The sequence below is a fragment of the Micromonospora sp. NPDC049374 genome (assembly GCF_040677165.1).
Lineage (GTDB): Bacteria > Actinomycetota > Actinomycetes > Mycobacteriales > Micromonosporaceae > Micromonospora.
In genome coordinates, this window is record NZ_JBFAQH010000012.1 from 181,262 (window position 1) to 196,610 (window position 15,349).

At 70.1% G+C, this 15,349-nt stretch carries 16 protein-coding genes, 1 tRNA gene and 1 pseudogene; 3 read left to right on the forward strand and 15 right to left on the reverse strand.

All coding sequences use genetic code 11. The annotated features are described in order from the left end of the window. Positions 1–4: 4 nt before the first annotated feature. The 5 genes from AB0J93_RS20780 to AB0J93_RS20800 form a co-directional block, all read right to left on the reverse strand. Positions 5–1,339 (reverse strand): hypothetical protein, encoded by a 1,335-nt coding sequence (locus AB0J93_RS20780; RefSeq protein ID WP_363923949.1) that lies wholly within the window; start codon positions 1,337–1,339, stop codon positions 5–7. Then, a complete protein-coding gene (locus AB0J93_RS20785; protein ID WP_363923992.1) occupies positions 1,336–2,136 on the reverse strand; it encodes an ATP-binding cassette domain-containing protein in 801 nt (266 codons plus the stop codon). Before AB0J93_RS20785 ends, AB0J93_RS20780 begins: the two co-directional genes overlap by 4 nt. 187 nt (positions 2,137–2,323) lie before the next feature. Beyond that, complete coding sequence (locus AB0J93_RS20790; RefSeq protein ID WP_363923950.1) at positions 2,324–3,130, reverse strand: hypothetical protein; 807 nt, start codon at positions 3,128–3,130, stop codon at positions 2,324–2,326. Then, positions 3,127–3,684, reverse strand: a complete 558-nt coding sequence (locus AB0J93_RS20795) for a sigma-70 family RNA polymerase sigma factor (protein ID WP_363923951.1) — start codon at positions 3,682–3,684, stop codon at positions 3,127–3,129. Before AB0J93_RS20795 ends, AB0J93_RS20790 begins: the two co-directional genes overlap by 4 nt. A gap of 169 nt (positions 3,685–3,853) precedes the next feature. After that, positions 3,854–3,929 (reverse strand) — tRNA-Arg (locus AB0J93_RS20800). 276 nt (positions 3,930–4,205) lie between these two features. On the opposite strand from AB0J93_RS20800, the gene AB0J93_RS20805 reads away from it, so the two are divergent. Next, the gene (locus AB0J93_RS20805; protein ID WP_363923952.1) at positions 4,206–4,766 is read left to right on the forward strand and encodes a hypothetical protein; all 561 of its coding nucleotides are present in this window, start codon (positions 4,206–4,208) and stop codon (positions 4,764–4,766) included. A gap of 41 nt (positions 4,767–4,807) precedes the next feature. On the opposite strand, the gene AB0J93_RS20810 is transcribed toward AB0J93_RS20805, so the two are convergent. The 4 genes and pseudogenes from AB0J93_RS20810 to AB0J93_RS20825 all read right to left on the reverse strand — a co-directional run. Further along, complete coding sequence (locus tag AB0J93_RS20810) at positions 4,808–5,653, reverse strand: hypothetical protein (RefSeq protein ID WP_363923954.1); 846 nt, start codon at positions 5,651–5,653, stop codon at positions 4,808–4,810. After that, positions 5,650–6,231, reverse strand: a complete 582-nt coding sequence (locus AB0J93_RS20815; protein ID WP_363923955.1) for an RNA polymerase sigma factor — start codon at positions 6,229–6,231, stop codon at positions 5,650–5,652. The genes AB0J93_RS20810 and AB0J93_RS20815 overlap by 4 nt, the downstream gene beginning before the upstream one ends. Before the next feature lie 129 nt (positions 6,232–6,360). Beyond that, the gene (locus tag AB0J93_RS20820) at positions 6,361–7,512 is read right to left on the reverse strand and encodes a hypothetical protein (RefSeq protein WP_363923956.1); all 1,152 of its coding nucleotides are present in this window, start codon (positions 7,510–7,512) and stop codon (positions 6,361–6,363) included. A 6-nt stretch (positions 7,513–7,518) separates the two neighbouring features. Then, positions 7,519–7,731, reverse strand: a pseudogene (locus AB0J93_RS20825) (hypothetical protein); the annotation flags it as partial. 329 nt (positions 7,732–8,060) lie between these two features. On the opposite strand from AB0J93_RS20825, the gene AB0J93_RS20830 reads away from it, so the two are divergent. Continuing rightward, complete coding sequence (locus AB0J93_RS20830; protein ID WP_363923957.1) at positions 8,061–9,323, forward strand: ATP-binding protein; 1,263 nt, start codon at positions 8,061–8,063, stop codon at positions 9,321–9,323. A 28-nt stretch (positions 9,324–9,351) separates the two neighbouring features. Here the strand turns inward: AB0J93_RS20830 and AB0J93_RS20835 are convergent, their stop codons facing one another. From AB0J93_RS20835 to AB0J93_RS20855, 5 genes are all read right to left on the reverse strand, one after another. Beyond that, positions 9,352–9,897 (reverse strand): ATP-binding cassette domain-containing protein, encoded by a 546-nt coding sequence (locus AB0J93_RS20835; protein ID WP_363923959.1) that lies wholly within the window; start codon positions 9,895–9,897, stop codon positions 9,352–9,354. Positions 9,898–10,056: 159 nt separating this feature from the next. Continuing rightward, positions 10,057–10,806: an ABC transporter permease gene (locus AB0J93_RS20840; RefSeq protein WP_363923960.1), complete on the reverse strand. Its 750-nt coding sequence runs from the start codon at positions 10,804–10,806 to the stop codon at positions 10,057–10,059. Beyond that, positions 10,803–11,744, reverse strand: coding sequence for an ATP-binding cassette domain-containing protein (locus tag AB0J93_RS20845; protein WP_363923961.1), 942 nt, complete (start codon positions 11,742–11,744; stop codon positions 10,803–10,805). The genes AB0J93_RS20840 and AB0J93_RS20845 overlap by 4 nt, the downstream gene beginning before the upstream one ends. Beyond that, positions 11,741–12,175: a hypothetical protein gene (locus AB0J93_RS20850; RefSeq protein ID WP_363923962.1), complete on the reverse strand. Its 435-nt coding sequence runs from the start codon at positions 12,173–12,175 to the stop codon at positions 11,741–11,743. The genes AB0J93_RS20845 and AB0J93_RS20850 overlap by 4 nt, the downstream gene beginning before the upstream one ends. A 188-nt stretch (positions 12,176–12,363) precedes the next feature. Beyond that, positions 12,364–13,164, reverse strand: coding sequence for a GNAT family N-acetyltransferase (locus AB0J93_RS20855; protein ID WP_363923963.1), 801 nt, complete (start codon positions 13,162–13,164; stop codon positions 12,364–12,366). Positions 13,165–13,354: 190 nt separating this feature from the next. Here AB0J93_RS20855 and AB0J93_RS20860 point away from each other — a divergent pair, with 190 nt between their 5' ends. After that, entirely contained in the window at positions 13,355–14,242 is an 888-nt protein-coding gene (locus tag AB0J93_RS20860; RefSeq protein WP_363923964.1) for a LysR family transcriptional regulator, read from the forward strand. 60 nt (positions 14,243–14,302) lie between these two features. Here the strand turns inward: AB0J93_RS20860 and AB0J93_RS20865 are convergent, their stop codons facing one another. Continuing rightward, positions 14,303–15,274: a helix-turn-helix domain-containing protein gene (locus AB0J93_RS20865; protein ID WP_363923965.1), complete on the reverse strand. Its 972-nt coding sequence runs from the start codon at positions 15,272–15,274 to the stop codon at positions 14,303–14,305. Positions 15,275–15,349: the final 75 nt, after the last annotated feature.

Sequence of the window (15,349 nt, forward strand, 5' to 3'; positions counted from 1 at the left end):
CAGGTCACCGGGCAGTCCCGGACAGGATGCCTGTGACGTCGGTGCAGAGTCGGAGGGCATCACGGACCGCCGTGACGCGGTCCAGCGCCTCGTCTTCGGGCAACTCACGCAGGCCCCGCCACAGCGCGACCGCCTCAACGTTGATCTCGGGGCTTTCCTCGATCATGCCGGGAATCACGCCGACGTCCGACTGCGGCTCGCGGGCCAGGAGCCAGTAGGCCGCCGCCCGTTCGACCACGTCGTCGCGGTTCTGGCACTGCCCGTCGTATCCGACACCCAGCCCTCGGACAACCTCGGTAACCACGGCGGCCGGGTGGGCGAGCCCGCCACTCTTGTCGATTCGTACCGGGATCCTGACGATGCCGTCCTCGGGCGAGCTGACGTCGTCACTCATGAGCGTGCGAGTGTCCTCGTGCACGGCGGTCGGCGCGTCCGGCAGTTTCGCCAACGCCGTCAGCCCCTCCCGGGCCAGCGGGGTCAGCGCGTCGAGCACGTTGGCGTTGACCCGGCTGACGCACACCGTCGGCGCGTCGTCGGTACACACCAGCTCGCGCGCGACCGGGTCGACCGGCCAGTTGAGCACGCCTTCGTCCCGCGGTACGACCGCGGTCGCCACGACGAGCCCGAGCACCACCGGCACCAGCGCAGCCGTACGAGTGCGCCAGCCATCGGCCACGAACAGCAGCAGGCCCGCGGCGGCGAGCGCGGCCATGGAGATCGCGAGAGCACCGCTGACCCGGTTGTCGATCGTCTGATAGGCGTGAAACGGAACCGTGCCGTGGACCGGGGAGATCGCCGCAGCCAACCAGTCCGGGAGCCGGATGACGCTGAGGAAGATCAGCAGGACGCCGGCCACCGCCAGCGCCGGGGCGGTCACCAGGGCGGGGAGCATGCGCCCGATGCCCAGTCCGAGCCACGCCGCACCGATCAGCGACAACGCACCGACACCGGTGACGACGGCGAAGTTCAGCAGGGGCAGGTGCCGGGCGGTGGAAGCGATCCAGCCGATGCCCGCCACGGTCACCAGCAGGTAGGCGACCGCGAGGGTGAGGGCCATCGCACCGAGGACCGGCAGCATCCGCTGTGCGCGCGGCCGGGCGGTGGTGGTGAACAACTCACCCACCTTCGCCCGGTGCTCCCGGCGGCCCTGCCAGGCCCCGGCGGCCAGTGCCAGCGGCCACAGCAGGAGCAGGTACTCCCGGATGGTCATGGCCAGCGCCATCCAGCCACTCGACCAGCGGCCGGTTGCGACATAGAGCGCGCCGGCCCCGACCACCACCGTGATCAGTCCGGCACCGAGCGCGGCGGAACGGCGCAGTTCGATCCCAAGAATGTTCATTGGGCGGCCTCCGCGCGGTGCCGACGGAGGACGGCGGAGTAGCCGCGCTCGGCCGGGCTGTCGCCGGCGTCGCCCTGGTCGCCCTGCGTGGTCAGACCCTCGGGGGTGCCCTGCCACACCAGACGGCCCTCGTTGAGCACGAGCACGTCGGTGCAGGCCGCCACCACGTCCTCCACCAGATGGGTGGAGACCAGCACGCAACTGTCGGTGCCGAGGTCACGCAGCAGGTCGCGGAAGTCGAGCCGCTGTTCCGGATCAAGGCCGACGGTCGGCTCGTCGAGCAGCAGGAGCTGCGGATCGTTGACGATGGCCTGCGCGATCCCGGCCCGGCGCAGCATCCCACCGGAAAGGGTCTTGAGTCGGGCGTCAGCCTTGCTGGTCAGCCCGACCCGGTCGATGGATCGTTGCACGGCCGCCGCGACACCAGCCTTCGGCATCTCCTTGAGCCAGGCCATGTACCCGACGAACTCGCGGACCGTGAACCGCGGGTAGAAGCCGAAGTGCTGCGGCAGGTAACCGAGGGTACGGCGGACCGATCGCAGATCGGATCGGCCGTCGACCGGACGGCCGAGCAACGTCAGCCGCCCCCCGGCGGGGTTCAGGACAGTCGCCAGAGCCCGGATCAGAGTGGTCTTCCCGGCACCGTTCGGGCCGAGCAGCCCATGCACCCCGGAGAGCAGGGCCAGGTCAAGACCGTCGACGGCCAGGTGGCGCCCCGCCCGGACCCGTAAACCCTCGGCGTGAACCGCCCAGGGATGGGTGGTGACGGCCGTTTCGGCCGCACTCACGGCACGCATCATCATCGTCTCCTTCGTTGATCGTCAGCGCGGCAGCGGCGCCGTCTCATTCGCAGGTCGGAGCTGACCAGGCGAGGCAGGAGCGGCCTGGTCGCGGTGGGCTTTACCTGGTCGCGGTGGGCTTTACCTGGTCGTGGTGGGCTTTACCTGGTCGTGGTGGGCTTTACCTGGTCGTGGTGGGGTTCGACTAGTCGTGGTGGGTAAGTCGCCGAAGTCCGTTGACCCGGATGAGGGCCGTGACGGTCAGCAGCACCGTGGCCAGCGCCCAGATGCCGGCACTGTCGGAGGTCAGGACCACCGGGAGCCGAGCTGCGGCCAGACTCGGGGCGATCACGACGAGCGTCCAGATCGCGATCAGTCCGATCGCCGCCCGGCGAACGCCGACAAGGGTCCCCAGCAGCAGCGTGGCGGCGGTGAAGGCCAGGCACGGCAGCAGCATCAGAGCGAGTGACACCCCGGTGCGAGCACCTGCCACGGCGAGAGCGGGAATGACGAAGGCCAACACCGCCGCGGTACGCCGCAACAGCGTCGTCAGACCGGCGGCGGGAGTGGCGGCAATCAGTTCCCAGGCCGGATCGGCACGTCGGTGCCAGGCGACCGCCACGCCGGGCAACGGGGCCAGCGGTGCGATCAGCAGCACCAGCGAGGGCCGCCCGGCCCACAGTTCACCGAGCAACGCGGCGCAGGCGAGCACCGTGGCGGTCATCGCCAGCCACGGCAGCAGCGTGCCGACGAACCAGCGGTGGCGCAGCACGGACCAGGGCCGGCTACGACCGGCGGGAACGGGCGTCGCGGCGATTTCCCGGTCCAGGTTCATCGCGACCCGGTCGATCAGGGTCCGGGTGTCGACAGTGGTGGCACCGGCCAGCCGGGCACGACAGTCACCGCAGTCCTCAAGGTGCACCTCGATCGCCCAGACGCTGGGCTCGTCGAGGCCGGGGTCCCCGGCGGCGTACCGCTCTATCTGGGACATCGTCGGATGGGTGGTCGTCATGACAGGGCCTCCCGCAGGACGATCCGGGCGCGGCGGACCCGGGACTTGACGGTGTTCTCCGGTACGCCCAACAACACCGACGCCTCCCGCATGGAAAGCCCGTCGAGGACCGTCGCCCGCAGCGCTGCCCGCACCTCGGGCGGAAGGACCAGCAGGGCCTGCTCCAACTCCTGGCCGACCCGGGCGGCCATCACCTCGTCTTCGGCCGCCGGGGCCGTCTCCGGCATGAGCTGCACCTGCGGCACCCGGGCCCGGCGCGCCCGGCGACGGAACGCGTCGACCAGCCGGTGGGCGGCGATGGTCCACAACCAACCCACCGCGCTCCCCTGCGTCCCGCCACCGCGCGCCGCCGGTACACCGGCGAAACTGCCCGCAGCCCGCCAGACCGTCAGGTACGTGTCCTGCAAGACTTCGGCGACCATGTCCGGATCGGCGCACCGGCGGCGCAGGCGCACCTCCAGCCAGGGCGCCGTACGCCGGTAGAGCTCGTCGAACGCGCGCCGATCTCCATGGGCCACTCGGCGTACGAGTTCGCCCTCGTCAGCTGCGTCCATGCCTGTTCTCACACCCGGTAAGACGACGCACCCCGACCGATCGGGTCTCAAACCCATGTGGTCGCCGTCACTTCTGCCGCACGATCGCCCCCGCCCAGCCGGACGCCGCAATCCGCCCCGAAGGGTACCGACAGCTCCGCCCGACGAGTCAGTGATCAGGGCTGCTACCTGGTGCCCCCGGCAGGATTCGAACCTGCGACACACGGTTTAGGAAACCGATGCTCTATCCCCTGAGCTACGAGGGCGCGAGGGCCCAGTCTAGCGACCTGGGGTTCACCTGGGGTGGCAGGGAGTGGCCCACGTTCACCCACGTTCCCCGGACCGCTGTTGTCGCAGCCCAGGAGCACGAAACACACGCAGCCATACCCACCGCTCCCGAGCATCAGGGTCTACGGCTGTCGGTGCCGCGCCCGTTCAACCTGGCCCGCCCGCGAAGCGAGAAGTGGGTGGCACCTCGGCCGCCGTTCCGCGACCAGCCTGATTCCCACGCTGACTGTCGCGGCAGCGGCTTGAATAGCGGTGTGCAGGTCAACAGAGGCGGGCGGGACTGGCGCGTCGGCGCCGCCGCCGACGTGAGCTGGATCGCCGGGCACACCACTGCCGGCATCTCGATCACCACCGCCATCCCGCCGGTCTTCGACGCCTACGCCACCACGTACCAGACCGACGACGTCACCGCCGCCGCCTACGAGCACGCCCTGATCGAGGACCTCACCACGCACACCGCCGACCAGCCGTGGTGGCTGGCCTACCTCGACACTGGCGCCCACGACGTCGTCTTCCCTCACGCCCCGAGGGTGTTCCTCTACTGGAACTGGCCGTACGTGCTGGTCGAGGCCGGCCCCGAGCAGGCCCTCACCTGGCGTACCGGTGGTCATATCCGCCACCCGCACGGCGCCCTACCCGACCTGTTCTTCCCCTCAGACCGGTCGTGGCTGGTCTCCGCGCTCTGGGATGACACCTGGACCTGCGTCGGCGGCCCGGCACCACTGATCCACGCCCTCGAACGCGACCCCGTCGCCAATGCCCGCCAGGTCCGACCCGACGAGGACGCACTGCCACCGGGGCTGACCCGCGAGTGACGACCCCCGCCCTCGGAGCAGCGGTCACCCTCCGATCAGGGCTAACGCCCCCACTTCTCGGCAGGACGGCAGCCGCTGGTCGGTTTGCCGTAGATCCGCTTCCCGTCCGGGCCTGTATAGCAGTGCTCGAGTTGATCTTCGGCCTGGAACAGCGGACGCCTGCCGATCTCCGCCCCACGCGCGTCGTAGCTGACCAATTCGGGGTCGTTGCCGGCCTTGAGTCGGGCGTCGCTGGTCATCAGGCCGAACGCGCCTTTGGAAAGTCGTGCTGTGGTGGTGTGGCCGTCGCCGTGGTCGAGTACGAGCCGGTGGACGCGGCTGCTGGCCCGGCCGCTGACGCTGACGTCCCCGCCGTCGGACTCGGTGGAGGTCAGCAGCAGCCGCTGCACCGGCCCGGGCAGCCAGGCACCGTGCGGCCACGGCTCAGTGGCACCTCCGCCGGACTCCCGGGGCGTTCCCGCCCCTTCCACGTCGCAGGTGGCGTAGCCGACGTCGTTCATGAACAACACCAGCGCGCGGTCACCCCGCTCCATGGCCACCGCCAGGTCGGTCAGGGACACCGGAACGGGTCGCTCCCCTGGAGCCTGGCGGGTCTGCCGCTGCGGGGAGTTCCACCGCAGGCACCGCTCGGCCGCATCCTGCAGCGTCGGCGACAGCTCCCCGGCCCCCATGGCCAGCACCTGCACGGTCGAGCGCTCCGGCCGGTCCCACACCACCGCCGCGGCACCAGATGCCACGGCCAGCAGCACCGCTACGGCCACGGCGATCCTCAGTCGGGGAGTACGCGCCGGAGGCGGGCTCGCGAAGCCGAGGATCCGGGCCCGCATCGCGAGCGCCGCCTCCGGCGGCAGGTCCCGCTCCGCGGGCAGGTCGAGAATGTCGTTCACCGCTTCCCCTCCTGGATCTCCTGCGGCATCAGACGGGCCAGGCGGCTGCGGGCGCGACTCACCCTCGACCGCACCGCCACCTCGCTGATGCCCAACACGGCTGCCGCGTCCGGGTACGACACGCCGGACCACAGGCACAAGGCCACCGCTTCCCGCTCGGCCGGTGACAACCGGCGGACCACCGCGAGGACCTCGGTCATCCGCCGCTCGTCATCGAGCCGCGCGGAAACCTCGTCGGCGAGGTCACCATCGGCAAACCGCTCCGCCGGTAGACGCCGGATCAGCGCAAGCCACCGACGCGCCGACCGCCACTCCGAGCGGACCGCGTTCGTGGCGATGACCAGCAACCACGGCAACGCCGATCCGTCCACGAGTCGGGCGTCATGCCGGCGGCGCCACGCGACGAGGAACGTCGCCTGGGTGACGTCCTCGGCCGTGGACCACGAGCCGGTCAGCCGGAACGCGTGGTTGTAGACCGGACGGGAGTACCGGTCGAAGAGCCGACCGAACGCCGCCTCGTCACCGGCGGTGATCGAAGACCACAGTTTCTCGTCCGACGGCCGTACCTGATGCCTCACACCACACTATGGCCGCCCACGCCGACCCTGTTGCAGGCCGACGGTCGACGTCTGAGGCCGTGGCGCCGGCGCGAGAGCCGCAGCGTGTGTAGCCGATGGTGGCCAGCTCACCGGGCGGCGAACCAAGCGTCAGGTGTCGAGGCCGGCGAGGTTGAGCCGTTCGAGCAGGCTGGGCTTGCGGGCGTGCACCGCCCGCAGCTCGGCCAGCCGGTCTCGGAACGATGCGCTGTCTCCGTCGCGTTCGCCGAGATCGCGCAGGTCGACGAGGAGTTGAACGGCGGTGTCGTACTCGCGGGGTTTCTTCGTGGCGATGAGTTCATCGACCCGCTGCCAGGCGGCGGGTTGGTCGACCGCGACGGTGTCAAGGTGCCGTTGCCGGGCGGCTGCGGCGGACCGTTCCCGTCGAACCCGGTCGCGTTCACGCTGCTCGGCGTCCCGTCGTTCCCTCTCGGCCCGCAGGTCCGCAGCGGTGGCGAGCAGTTGCCCGGCAGTACGGACGGCCGTCGGGGCGGACGCGTCGGTGGGATGCGCGTCGCGGTAGCGGCGCAGCAGTCGGCTGCGAAGGTGGCTGTCGCCGCCGGCGACCAGGTCGGTCTGGATGGCGTCCTTGTCCCGGGCCGGTAGCCCGACGACCCAGGCGCGTAGTTGCGCGGCGGACGGTTCGCCGGAGGCCGCCGGCGACGACCCGGCCGCCGCAGCCGCGATCAGGTCGGGGTCGATGCGCAGGAACTCGGCTGCAGCGGTGAGGGGCGCGTCGAGGGTGCCCAGTCCGGCGGGGACGGGTGGCTCGGGCTCGTCGTCGGCGATCTCCTCGGACTGTACGCAGCGCAGCCAGGCCAGGTAGAGCAGGCGCAGGTCGCCGGCGGCGAGGCCGGCCCGGACCGGGATGATCGAGGCGAGCAGGCCGTGGCCGTCGAGGTCCCACTCGTCGGCGCCGTCCTCGTCCTCGTCGTGAAGGTCGATGATGACGTGCGTTCCGGCGGTCCAGGCGGACGCGCTGTCGCCCTGGCAGTACTGAGCCACGGTGGCGGGGGCGAGCACATGTTTCGGTAGCCGCAGCATGAGCTGGCGGGTGCCCCAGTTCGCCAGGTACAGGTGCGCGTCGAAGTACCGTTCCATCAGCGTGCGCGGGTCGCCCTTGAAGTCGCCCCACTCGTAGGTGTTGACGAAGCTGGTGGCGGTGATGTCGGCCCGAGTGGACAGCGACCGCAGCTCAGCCCGCTCCCGGCCGGTGAGGGGCCGGTCGACGGTGATGAATTCGTAGTACTGGTACTCACTCACCGTGGCCTACCTTCCGGCCCAGCGCCGGTAGGCGTCGATCCACGCGGCACCGTCCGGCGGCGGGGTGGGTAGCGGCAGGTCAAGCAGGTCGACCCGTTGCCGGTGGCGGCCTCGGGCGCAGACCGCGACGATGCTGTCCGCTGCCAGCTCGATCTTGCGCACGGTGACCTCGACGCCGAGGACGGTGGTGGTGAACGGCACCGTCAGATGCTCCTCGATCGTGGAGCTGCGTGGTCAGGAAACGTCTGCGGGGCCGGAGCAGTTGTCCGCGCCGGTCGAGCCGCCGGGGCTTGGCTCGATGCCGACCTTCTCCGGCGGCTCTGGCCCACCCTCTGGCTGCCACCCCAGCTCCGCCAGCGCTGGGAGGACGCCTTCCCTGAACTCGCCGCGACCCGCAGCAACACGGCGTAGGGGTGACCTCTTCCACGGCCGCCCGCTGGCGGGTCCGCAGATGGAACACCAGATGACCGCATAACGAAGGCACCTGGCGCCGCAAATCGAAAGCCAGGCTCCCCGCAGATCGAAAGCTTGGCCGTTATGATGACGCCGTGCCCACGCCACACTTAATCCCTCGCCGCGCCGCCGCGCAGGTCAACGCTGCCCTGGCGGACACCCGCGTCGTCTTGATCAGCGGAGCACGGCAGGCAGGCAAGAGCACCCTGGTCCGCCTTGTTGCCGGCGATCGTCTGGCCGAGCGCCGCGATCTTGACCGGGCTCAGGACCGGGCGGCGGCGATTGCCGACCCGGTCGGATTCGTGGACTCCTCCGAACTCCTGGTCATCGATGAGATTCAGCGCGCTCCGGAACTTCTGCTGGCCATCAAGGCTGCGGTCGACGAGGATCCCCGTCCTGGCCGGTACCTGCTCACCGGATCATCACGGTTGTTCGGCATGGTGGCCGCCCCGGACGCGCTGCCCGGCCGAATGGAGACCGTCGAACTCTGGCCATTCTCCCAGGGCGAACTCGACGCAGCGCCGGACGGATTCGTCGACGCCGTCTTCGCGCTCGGCGCGGACCTGCGACACGAGTCGGACGTGACCCGCGCCGACTACGCGGCCAGAATCGTGCGCGGCGGCCTACCCGAGGCCACCACCCGCACCGACCCGCGTCGCCGCCAACGATTCCTCGACGCCTACGTCCAGGCGCTCATCGACCGCGACGTCCGCCAGTTGTCCGACATCCAGCACAAGGGCGAGCTACGCAGGCTGGTACGCCTCCTGGCGGCCAGATCCGCGACCATCATCGCCGCGAACTCCCTCGAATCCGCCCTCGAACTGAGCCGGCCGACGATCGCCCGCTACCTCCAAGCCCTGGAAGAGATCTTCCTGGTCAAACGGATCCCCGGCTGGTCCCGCAACCTGGGCACCCGCACCACCGCCGCGCCAAAACTGATCTTCGTCGACTCGGGCATCGCCGCCAACGAGATCGTGACCGACGCCCGGGCACTGCTCCGGCCGGGCGCACCGTTCGGCCCGCTGCTCGAATCATTTGTCCTGTCCGAGCTGTCCCGGCAGCTCACCTGGTCCGAGCAGCCCGTCGACCTGTCCCACTACCGCGACCAGAGCAGGTACGAAGTCGACGCGGTGCTGGAGAACAGGACTGGCCAGGTGGTCGGGGTCGAGGTCAAAGCAGCCACCACCGTCGGACCCGACGACTTCCGCGGGCTACGCCGACTCGCCGACCGCCTCGGCGACGACTTCGTCGCCGGCATCGTCCTTTACACCGGAACCTCCACGCTGCCGTTCGGCGAGAGACTCCGCGCCATGCCGGTCAGTGCTCTGTGGCAGGTTTCCGCCCCGACGGCAGGCTGACCTCGCTCGCAGGTCGCTCCTCATCCGGTCAGGGGCCACCGAGGGCCGAAGGGCGTGGCCTGCTGATCCTCGGCAAGCGATCCCAGCAGGTCCCCGCCGCAACCGGCACACGAGGCCGGCCGAGCCGGTGCAACGCCTTCTCGACCCGGGTGTCCGCCCCGTACCCGCCCCGTGCTTCGTAACGGGAAACCAGCCCGGCGTAGTGCTCCAGGCCGGCGACGAGTTCAGCCCTCGACAGACCGTTCAGTCCGGCCTCGGTGTGCCTGATCCGCGACTCGAGCTCGCGGAGGTCGGCCAGAGAGAGGTCGATCGCGTCCTGGACCGAGGCATGTGGCGGCAGCGTCAGCGATTGGGCCAGGTAGCCGACACCGCCGGGGGCAATCACCGTCAGTTCCCCGTTGTCGGGTCGGTCCACCCCGGCGATCAGGCGTAACAGGGTCGACTTCCCGGCGCCGTTGTCGCCGATGATGCCGACCTTCTCGCCCGGTTTGACGCTGAAGGACACGCCGGCCAGCACGGTGCGCTCGTCGTAGCGGCGGATGATGTGGCGCAGCGAAAGTTGCGACGTGAGCAAGACGGCCCCTGATCTGACAGCTTGACAAGGACATGTCGGTGACAGTCGTTCGGCCGCGACGGCCAGGTGCCGAGCGCAAGGGCTCTCGACCCGTTGCGGCGCCGCCTCGTCGGATTACGTCCACCGAGACGGCGCCGCAACGCCCAACACCGGCCCGGGTCAGGCTCGCTTCGTGAAGGCGGAACGCGCCCACAGGTAGCCGACGAGGGCGATCGCCACGCACCAGGCGACGGCGACGGCCGCGTCGGTGGTGTCGGGCGCGCTGTCGAGCAGGCCGCGCACGGTCTCGATGATCGGCGTGAACGGCTGGTACTCGGCGAACTGTCGCAGGCCCGGCCCCATCTTCTCCGCCGGTACGATCGCGCTGCTGAAGAACGGCAGCATGACCAGCGGCACGGCGGCCATGCCCGCTGTCTCCGGCGACTTCGCCGACAGTCCCAGCGCGACCGTGAACCAGCCCGCCGCGAACGCGAGCAGAACGACGACGCCACCCACGGCGAGCCAGTCGGTCAGGCTCGCCTCCGGGCTGAACCCCAGCAGGAAGGCCACTCCGACGAGCGCCGCGATGGCGATCACGTTGGTCAGCACGCTGGTGATGACGTGGCCGGTCAGCACCGCGCCGCGGGAGACGTCCATGGCCTTGAACCGGTTGATGATGCCCTTGGTCATGTCGGAGTTCACCGCCGTCGCGGTGGCTCCCAGCCCGTAGCAGACGGCCAGCAGGATCATGCCCGGCGTCGCGTAGTCGATGTAGTCCACGCCGACGCTGAAGGCGTCGCCGAACATGTACACGAACATCAGCATGATGATGATCGGCATCAGGACGGCGTTGAACACCGAGGTCGGGTTCCGGGTGAGGTGTTTGAGGTTGCGGCGCAGCATGACCAGCGAATGGGACTGGGCGCTCATTTCGTGTCGACCTCCGTGGCGTGGCCGGTCAGGGCGAGGAAAACGTCGTCGAGGTCCGGGGTGCGCACGGAGCACTCCTCGGCGCTGAGGGAGTGCTCGTCGAGCCGGTCCAGCAGGGCCCGCAGTGACTTCGTGCCGCCGTCGGCGGGCACCCGCAGGGCCAGCGCGTCGTCGTCTCGGGTGGCCACGGGGAAGATCCCCGCGGCGGCGTCGAGTTCGGCAGCGGTGGAGAACCGCAGCCGTACGTGTGTTCCGGGGATGAGGCGCTTGAGCTCTTCCGGCGTGCCCTGGGCGACCAGGCGGCCCTGGTCGAGCAGCGCGAGGCGGTCGGCGAGTTGGTCGGCCTCCTCCAGGTACTGCGTGGTGAGGAAGATGGTCGCGCCGTCGTCGACCAGGTCACGCACGATCGACCACATGGTGCGGCGGCTGCGCGGGTCCAGGCCCGTCGTCGGCTCGTCGAGGAAGATGATCCGCGGATTGCCGACCAGCGTCATCGCCAGGTCGAGCTTGCGGCGCATGCCCCCGGAGTAGGTGGAGGTCGGCTTGTCCGCCGAGGCGGTCAGCTCGAACCGATCCAGCAGGTCCGCGACGATCCGCTCGCCGTCGCCGGCGACCCCGCGGTTGAGGTCCACCATCAGCTGGAGGTTCTCGCGTCCGGTCAGCAGCTCGTCGACGGCCGCGAACTGGCCGGTGACGCCGATGGCCGCGCGGACCGCCCTGGCGTCGGTGGCAAGGTCGTGGCCGGCGACCCGGACCGCGCCGCCGTCGGCCTGCACCAGCGTGGTCAGCACGTTCACCGTCGTCGTCTTGCCCGCGCCGTTGGGGCCGAGCAGACAGAACACCGTGCCAGCGTGGACGTCGAAGTCGACGCCGTCGAGGACGGTCTTGTCCTTGTACGCCTTGCGCAGGCCGGAGACCGAGATCGCCGGGGTCGTCACGCAGTCACCTCCGGAGTGGCCTCGGCGGCGTCGAGCGCCGCGATGATCTTGCTGGTCATGTCGGCGACGGTGGGACCGGGCGCGCCCTGCCGGGTACCGACGGCCGCGTCGAGGGCGACGACGACGGTGCGGCGGAAGTTGTCGGCCTCGGCCGGAGCCTGCTCGGCGAGCAGGCGCATCGCCTCGGTCAGGGCGGGCAGAACGCGGTCGGCGATCTCGGCCACCGACCTGCCGCCCAGGTCAATACCCGTGGACTTCTCCGCGAGCACGTGCCCGACCAGGCCGGTTGCCGAGGCCAGGGCGATGGACCCGCCGGTGGCGATCTTGTGGGGTGAGCCGCCGGCGGCTCCAGCGGCCGACAGCAGCGTGACCGCACCGTACGCGGCCGTGCGAAGCGTGAGTTTGTCCTGGGTGGAAAGGTTGACGGACACAGTGTTGAGCTCCTTGACGTTGACGTGGGCAGGTGGCGACCGCCGGGTGGCGGCCCGGGATCACCGGGCGGGTCTCGGCTCCCGCCCGGGGCGGCGCGCGTCCGGGGGCAGGCAGGATCTTTCATGACAAATCTCTTTTCAGTGGACGCGTCGGCCCGGTGCTGCTGGGCCGGGATCAGGGCCGCCGGTTACGGCAGGGTGAGTTCGTAGCGGAGACGCCGCCCGAGAGGGCGGAAGCCCAGGTGTCGATGCAGGGCGACCAGGTCGGAGTCCTCGCCGGCGGTGCGAGTCTCGATCTCCTCGACGTGTGGGTGGATCTCGCGCAGTCGCGTGAGCAGAGCGGCGTTGACCCACAGTCCCAGCCGCCGTCCGCGATGACCGACGAGCACGGCAGGGCCGTACTGGCGGGCGCGACGCTGCGACGGTGCATCCGTCATCGCCAAGACATAGGCGGCCACGCCGCCGTCCGCCTCGGCGGTGCTCACCACCGCATTACCCGGTCGGCTCGGATACCGGAGTAGTTGCTCGACGCTGTTCGCGCCAGTCGGGTCACCGGTCCAGTGACGCAGCCGGTATCCGGGGTGCTCGACGTCGACCAACTCACCCAGCCAGGCATGGTGAATATCGCGGTACGCGAGCAGGTCATGGATCCTGGATCCGGTTCGCCGAAATCCGTGCCGCTCGCAGAACGACTGCGCGGCGGAATCCGGGGCGGTCTCCACGATCAGCCGCCGTCCCACGGCGTGTGCACCGACGGCGGCCAGCAGCCGCGATCCGATCCCTCGTCGACGCCACTGCGGCTGCACACACAGGTTCAGCGCAAGGGTGCCCGGCTGCAGGGCGGTCGGCGGTGGCAGTTCGTACTCGAACGGGATGACCGGACGTAGATCGGCGACCCCGGCCACCAAACCGGGCGACGTCACAGCGTGCCAGCGTGGGGTCCCGAGATGATCCGGTGCCGCCACGATGTCGATCACGCTTTCGCTCATGCGTCCACCATCGCCCGGCCGTCCCGGCCGAACAACGCAGAAGATCGCATCGCCGCATTAGCCAGCGGTGATCGATCGACGACGGACCCCGCGACGGCCGGTGGTCCGAGCCACGCTCGTGCCGCCCGTTCTCGTCGCGGCCGTAGACTGCCCAATTCCAGGCCGCAATGATCGAAGGTAGGGCCGTCTGGTGGAACTGCGCGACATCGAGATCTTCCTGACGCTGACCGAAGAGCTTCACTTCGGTCGCACGGCCGAGCGTTTGCACGTGTCCCAATCGCGGGTCAGTCAGTCGATCAAACAGCAGGAACGCCGGATCGGCGGGGGCCTGTTCGAGCGTACGAGCCGCGCCGTTCGACTCACCCCGCTCGGCGAACGGTTACGCGACCGCCTCCGCGCCGGCTACAGCGAGATCATCTCCGGCATCGAGGAGGCCGCCGCCACCGCACGCGGCCAAGCCGGCACGCTGACCGTCGGCACCATGGGCACCCACTACCAGTCGGTCGAGGCCGTCCTCGACCTGTTCCGGCAGCGGCACCCGCAGTGCGAGCTGCGCCTGCGCGAAATCCTGCCGACCGATCCGCTCGGGCCGCTGCGGGCCGGTTCGGTCGACATCGGGATTCTCTGGCTGCCCATCCGCGAGCCCGACCTCACGGTCGGGCCGGTCCTGCACCGCGAGGAACTGGTGCTGGCGGTGGCCGCCGGTCATCCGCTGGCCGGCCGGGGCAGCGTCGAGCTGGAGGACCTCGGCGATCATCCGGTGGTCTACCCCGAGGGCCCCATTCCCGACTACGTGTGGGAGGCGCACACCCCGTCCACCACCCCGGCCGGGCGGCCCGTCCGGCGCGGGCTGGGCATCGTCACCCTCGAGGAGGCCTTCCAAGCGATCGCCGGTGGCAGGGTCGTGTCCCCGGTCGGATCGGATGTGGGAGCCACCCGGCAACGAGGCGACATCACCTTCCTACCCATCACCGACGGGCCGGTGCTGCACTACGCGCCGGTGTGGCGCAAAGGCGGAGAGAATGCCCTGGTACGCGCCTTCGTTGAAGTCGTCACGAAGGCGCAGCAAACCACGTAGCCGGGCCTGGCACCGGCTGAAGAGCACACCCCGCACACATCCACGAAGATCATCCACGCGTCATCGCGGTGTCCGGCGCGCACGGAACGTGGCACGGTACGCCTGGGGTGAGATGCCGAGTTCCCGCCGGAAGGTGTGCCGCAGGTTGGCGGTAGATCCGATCCCGGTCCGCGTGGCGATCCGTGCGATCGGCTCGTCGCTGGCCTCCAGCATGCGCTGGGCGGCGAGCACCCGCTCCCGGGTGAGCCACTGGTGTGGGCTCATTCCGGTCAGGCGGTGGAAGTGCCGCGCCAGCGTCCGCGGACTCATGTGCACCCGTTCGCCAAGCGACCGCAGCGACCATGGCTGGTCCAGGTGCCCGCGCATCCAGTCCAGCAACTCTGGCAGCGGGTCGTCGGGATCGGGGCTGAGCGGAGAGTCGACGAACTGGGCCTGTCCGCCGCTGCGGTAGCCGGAGAGCACCAGCCTGCGGGCGAGCGCGGCAGCCACGTCCGCGCCGTAGTCCCCGCGTACCACATGCAGGGCGAGGTCCATGCCGGCGGACATACCGGCGGCGGTAAGGACGCCGCTGTCGTCGATGAACAGCGCCCGTGGGTCCACGGTCGCGGCGGGGAAGAGCGAGGCCAGCAGCGGTGCGGTCGTCCAGTGGGTGGTGACGTGCCGATGGTCGAGGAGGCCGGCGTGGCCGAGGATGAACGCCCCCGTGCAGATCGACATGATGCGGGCCCCGCGCCGGTGCGCCCGCAGCAGGGCGGTCAGCAGCGGCCGGGGTGGCACCTCGTGTTCCCTCGTCCAACCCGGTACGACGAGCAGGTCAGCGGCCTCCGCCTCGGCCAGCCCGTACGGGGCGGACACGGTGATCCCACCGTCCAGCTCGATCTGCCCCGGTTCGATGGCGCACGTCCTGGTCCGGTACCACGATCCGAACCGGTACGCATAGTCCACGCCGAAGATCTCGTTGACCGTGACGTAGTCGAAGCTACCCGCGCCCGGGTAAGCCAGCATCGCCACGCTCGGTTCCTCGACCGGCATCGCAGACCTCCCTACCGCGCCCTCCGCGCGGCCCCCGGTGACGCTGAGTGACTGTCCACATTCTTGCGTTCGATG

Excerpts from the sequence above, each read along its gene's own strand:
- AB0J93_RS20780 (WP_363923949.1), bottom strand. The coding sequence starts at position 1,339 with ATGAACATTCTTGGGATCGAACTGCGCCGTTCCGCCGCGCTCGGTGCC.
- AB0J93_RS20785 (WP_363923992.1), bottom strand. The coding sequence starts at position 2,136 with ATGCGTGCCGTGAGTGCGGCCGAAACGGCCGTCACCACCCATCCCTGG.
- AB0J93_RS20790 (WP_363923950.1), bottom strand. The coding sequence starts at position 3,130 with ATGACGACCACCCATCCGACGATGTCCCAGATAGAGCGGTACGCCGCC.
- AB0J93_RS20795 (WP_363923951.1), bottom strand. The coding sequence starts at position 3,684 with ATGGACGCAGCTGACGAGGGCGAACTCGTACGCCGAGTGGCCCATGGA.
- AB0J93_RS20840 (WP_363923960.1), bottom strand. The coding sequence starts at position 10,806 with ATGAGCGCCCAGTCCCATTCGCTGGTCATGCTGCGCCGCAACCTCAAA.
- AB0J93_RS20855 (WP_363923963.1), bottom strand. The coding sequence starts at position 13,164 with ATGAGCGAAAGCGTGATCGACATCGTGGCGGCACCGGATCATCTCGGG.
- AB0J93_RS20865 (WP_363923965.1), bottom strand. The coding sequence starts at position 15,274 with ATGCCGGTCGAGGAACCGAGCGTGGCGATGCTGGCTTACCCGGGCGCG.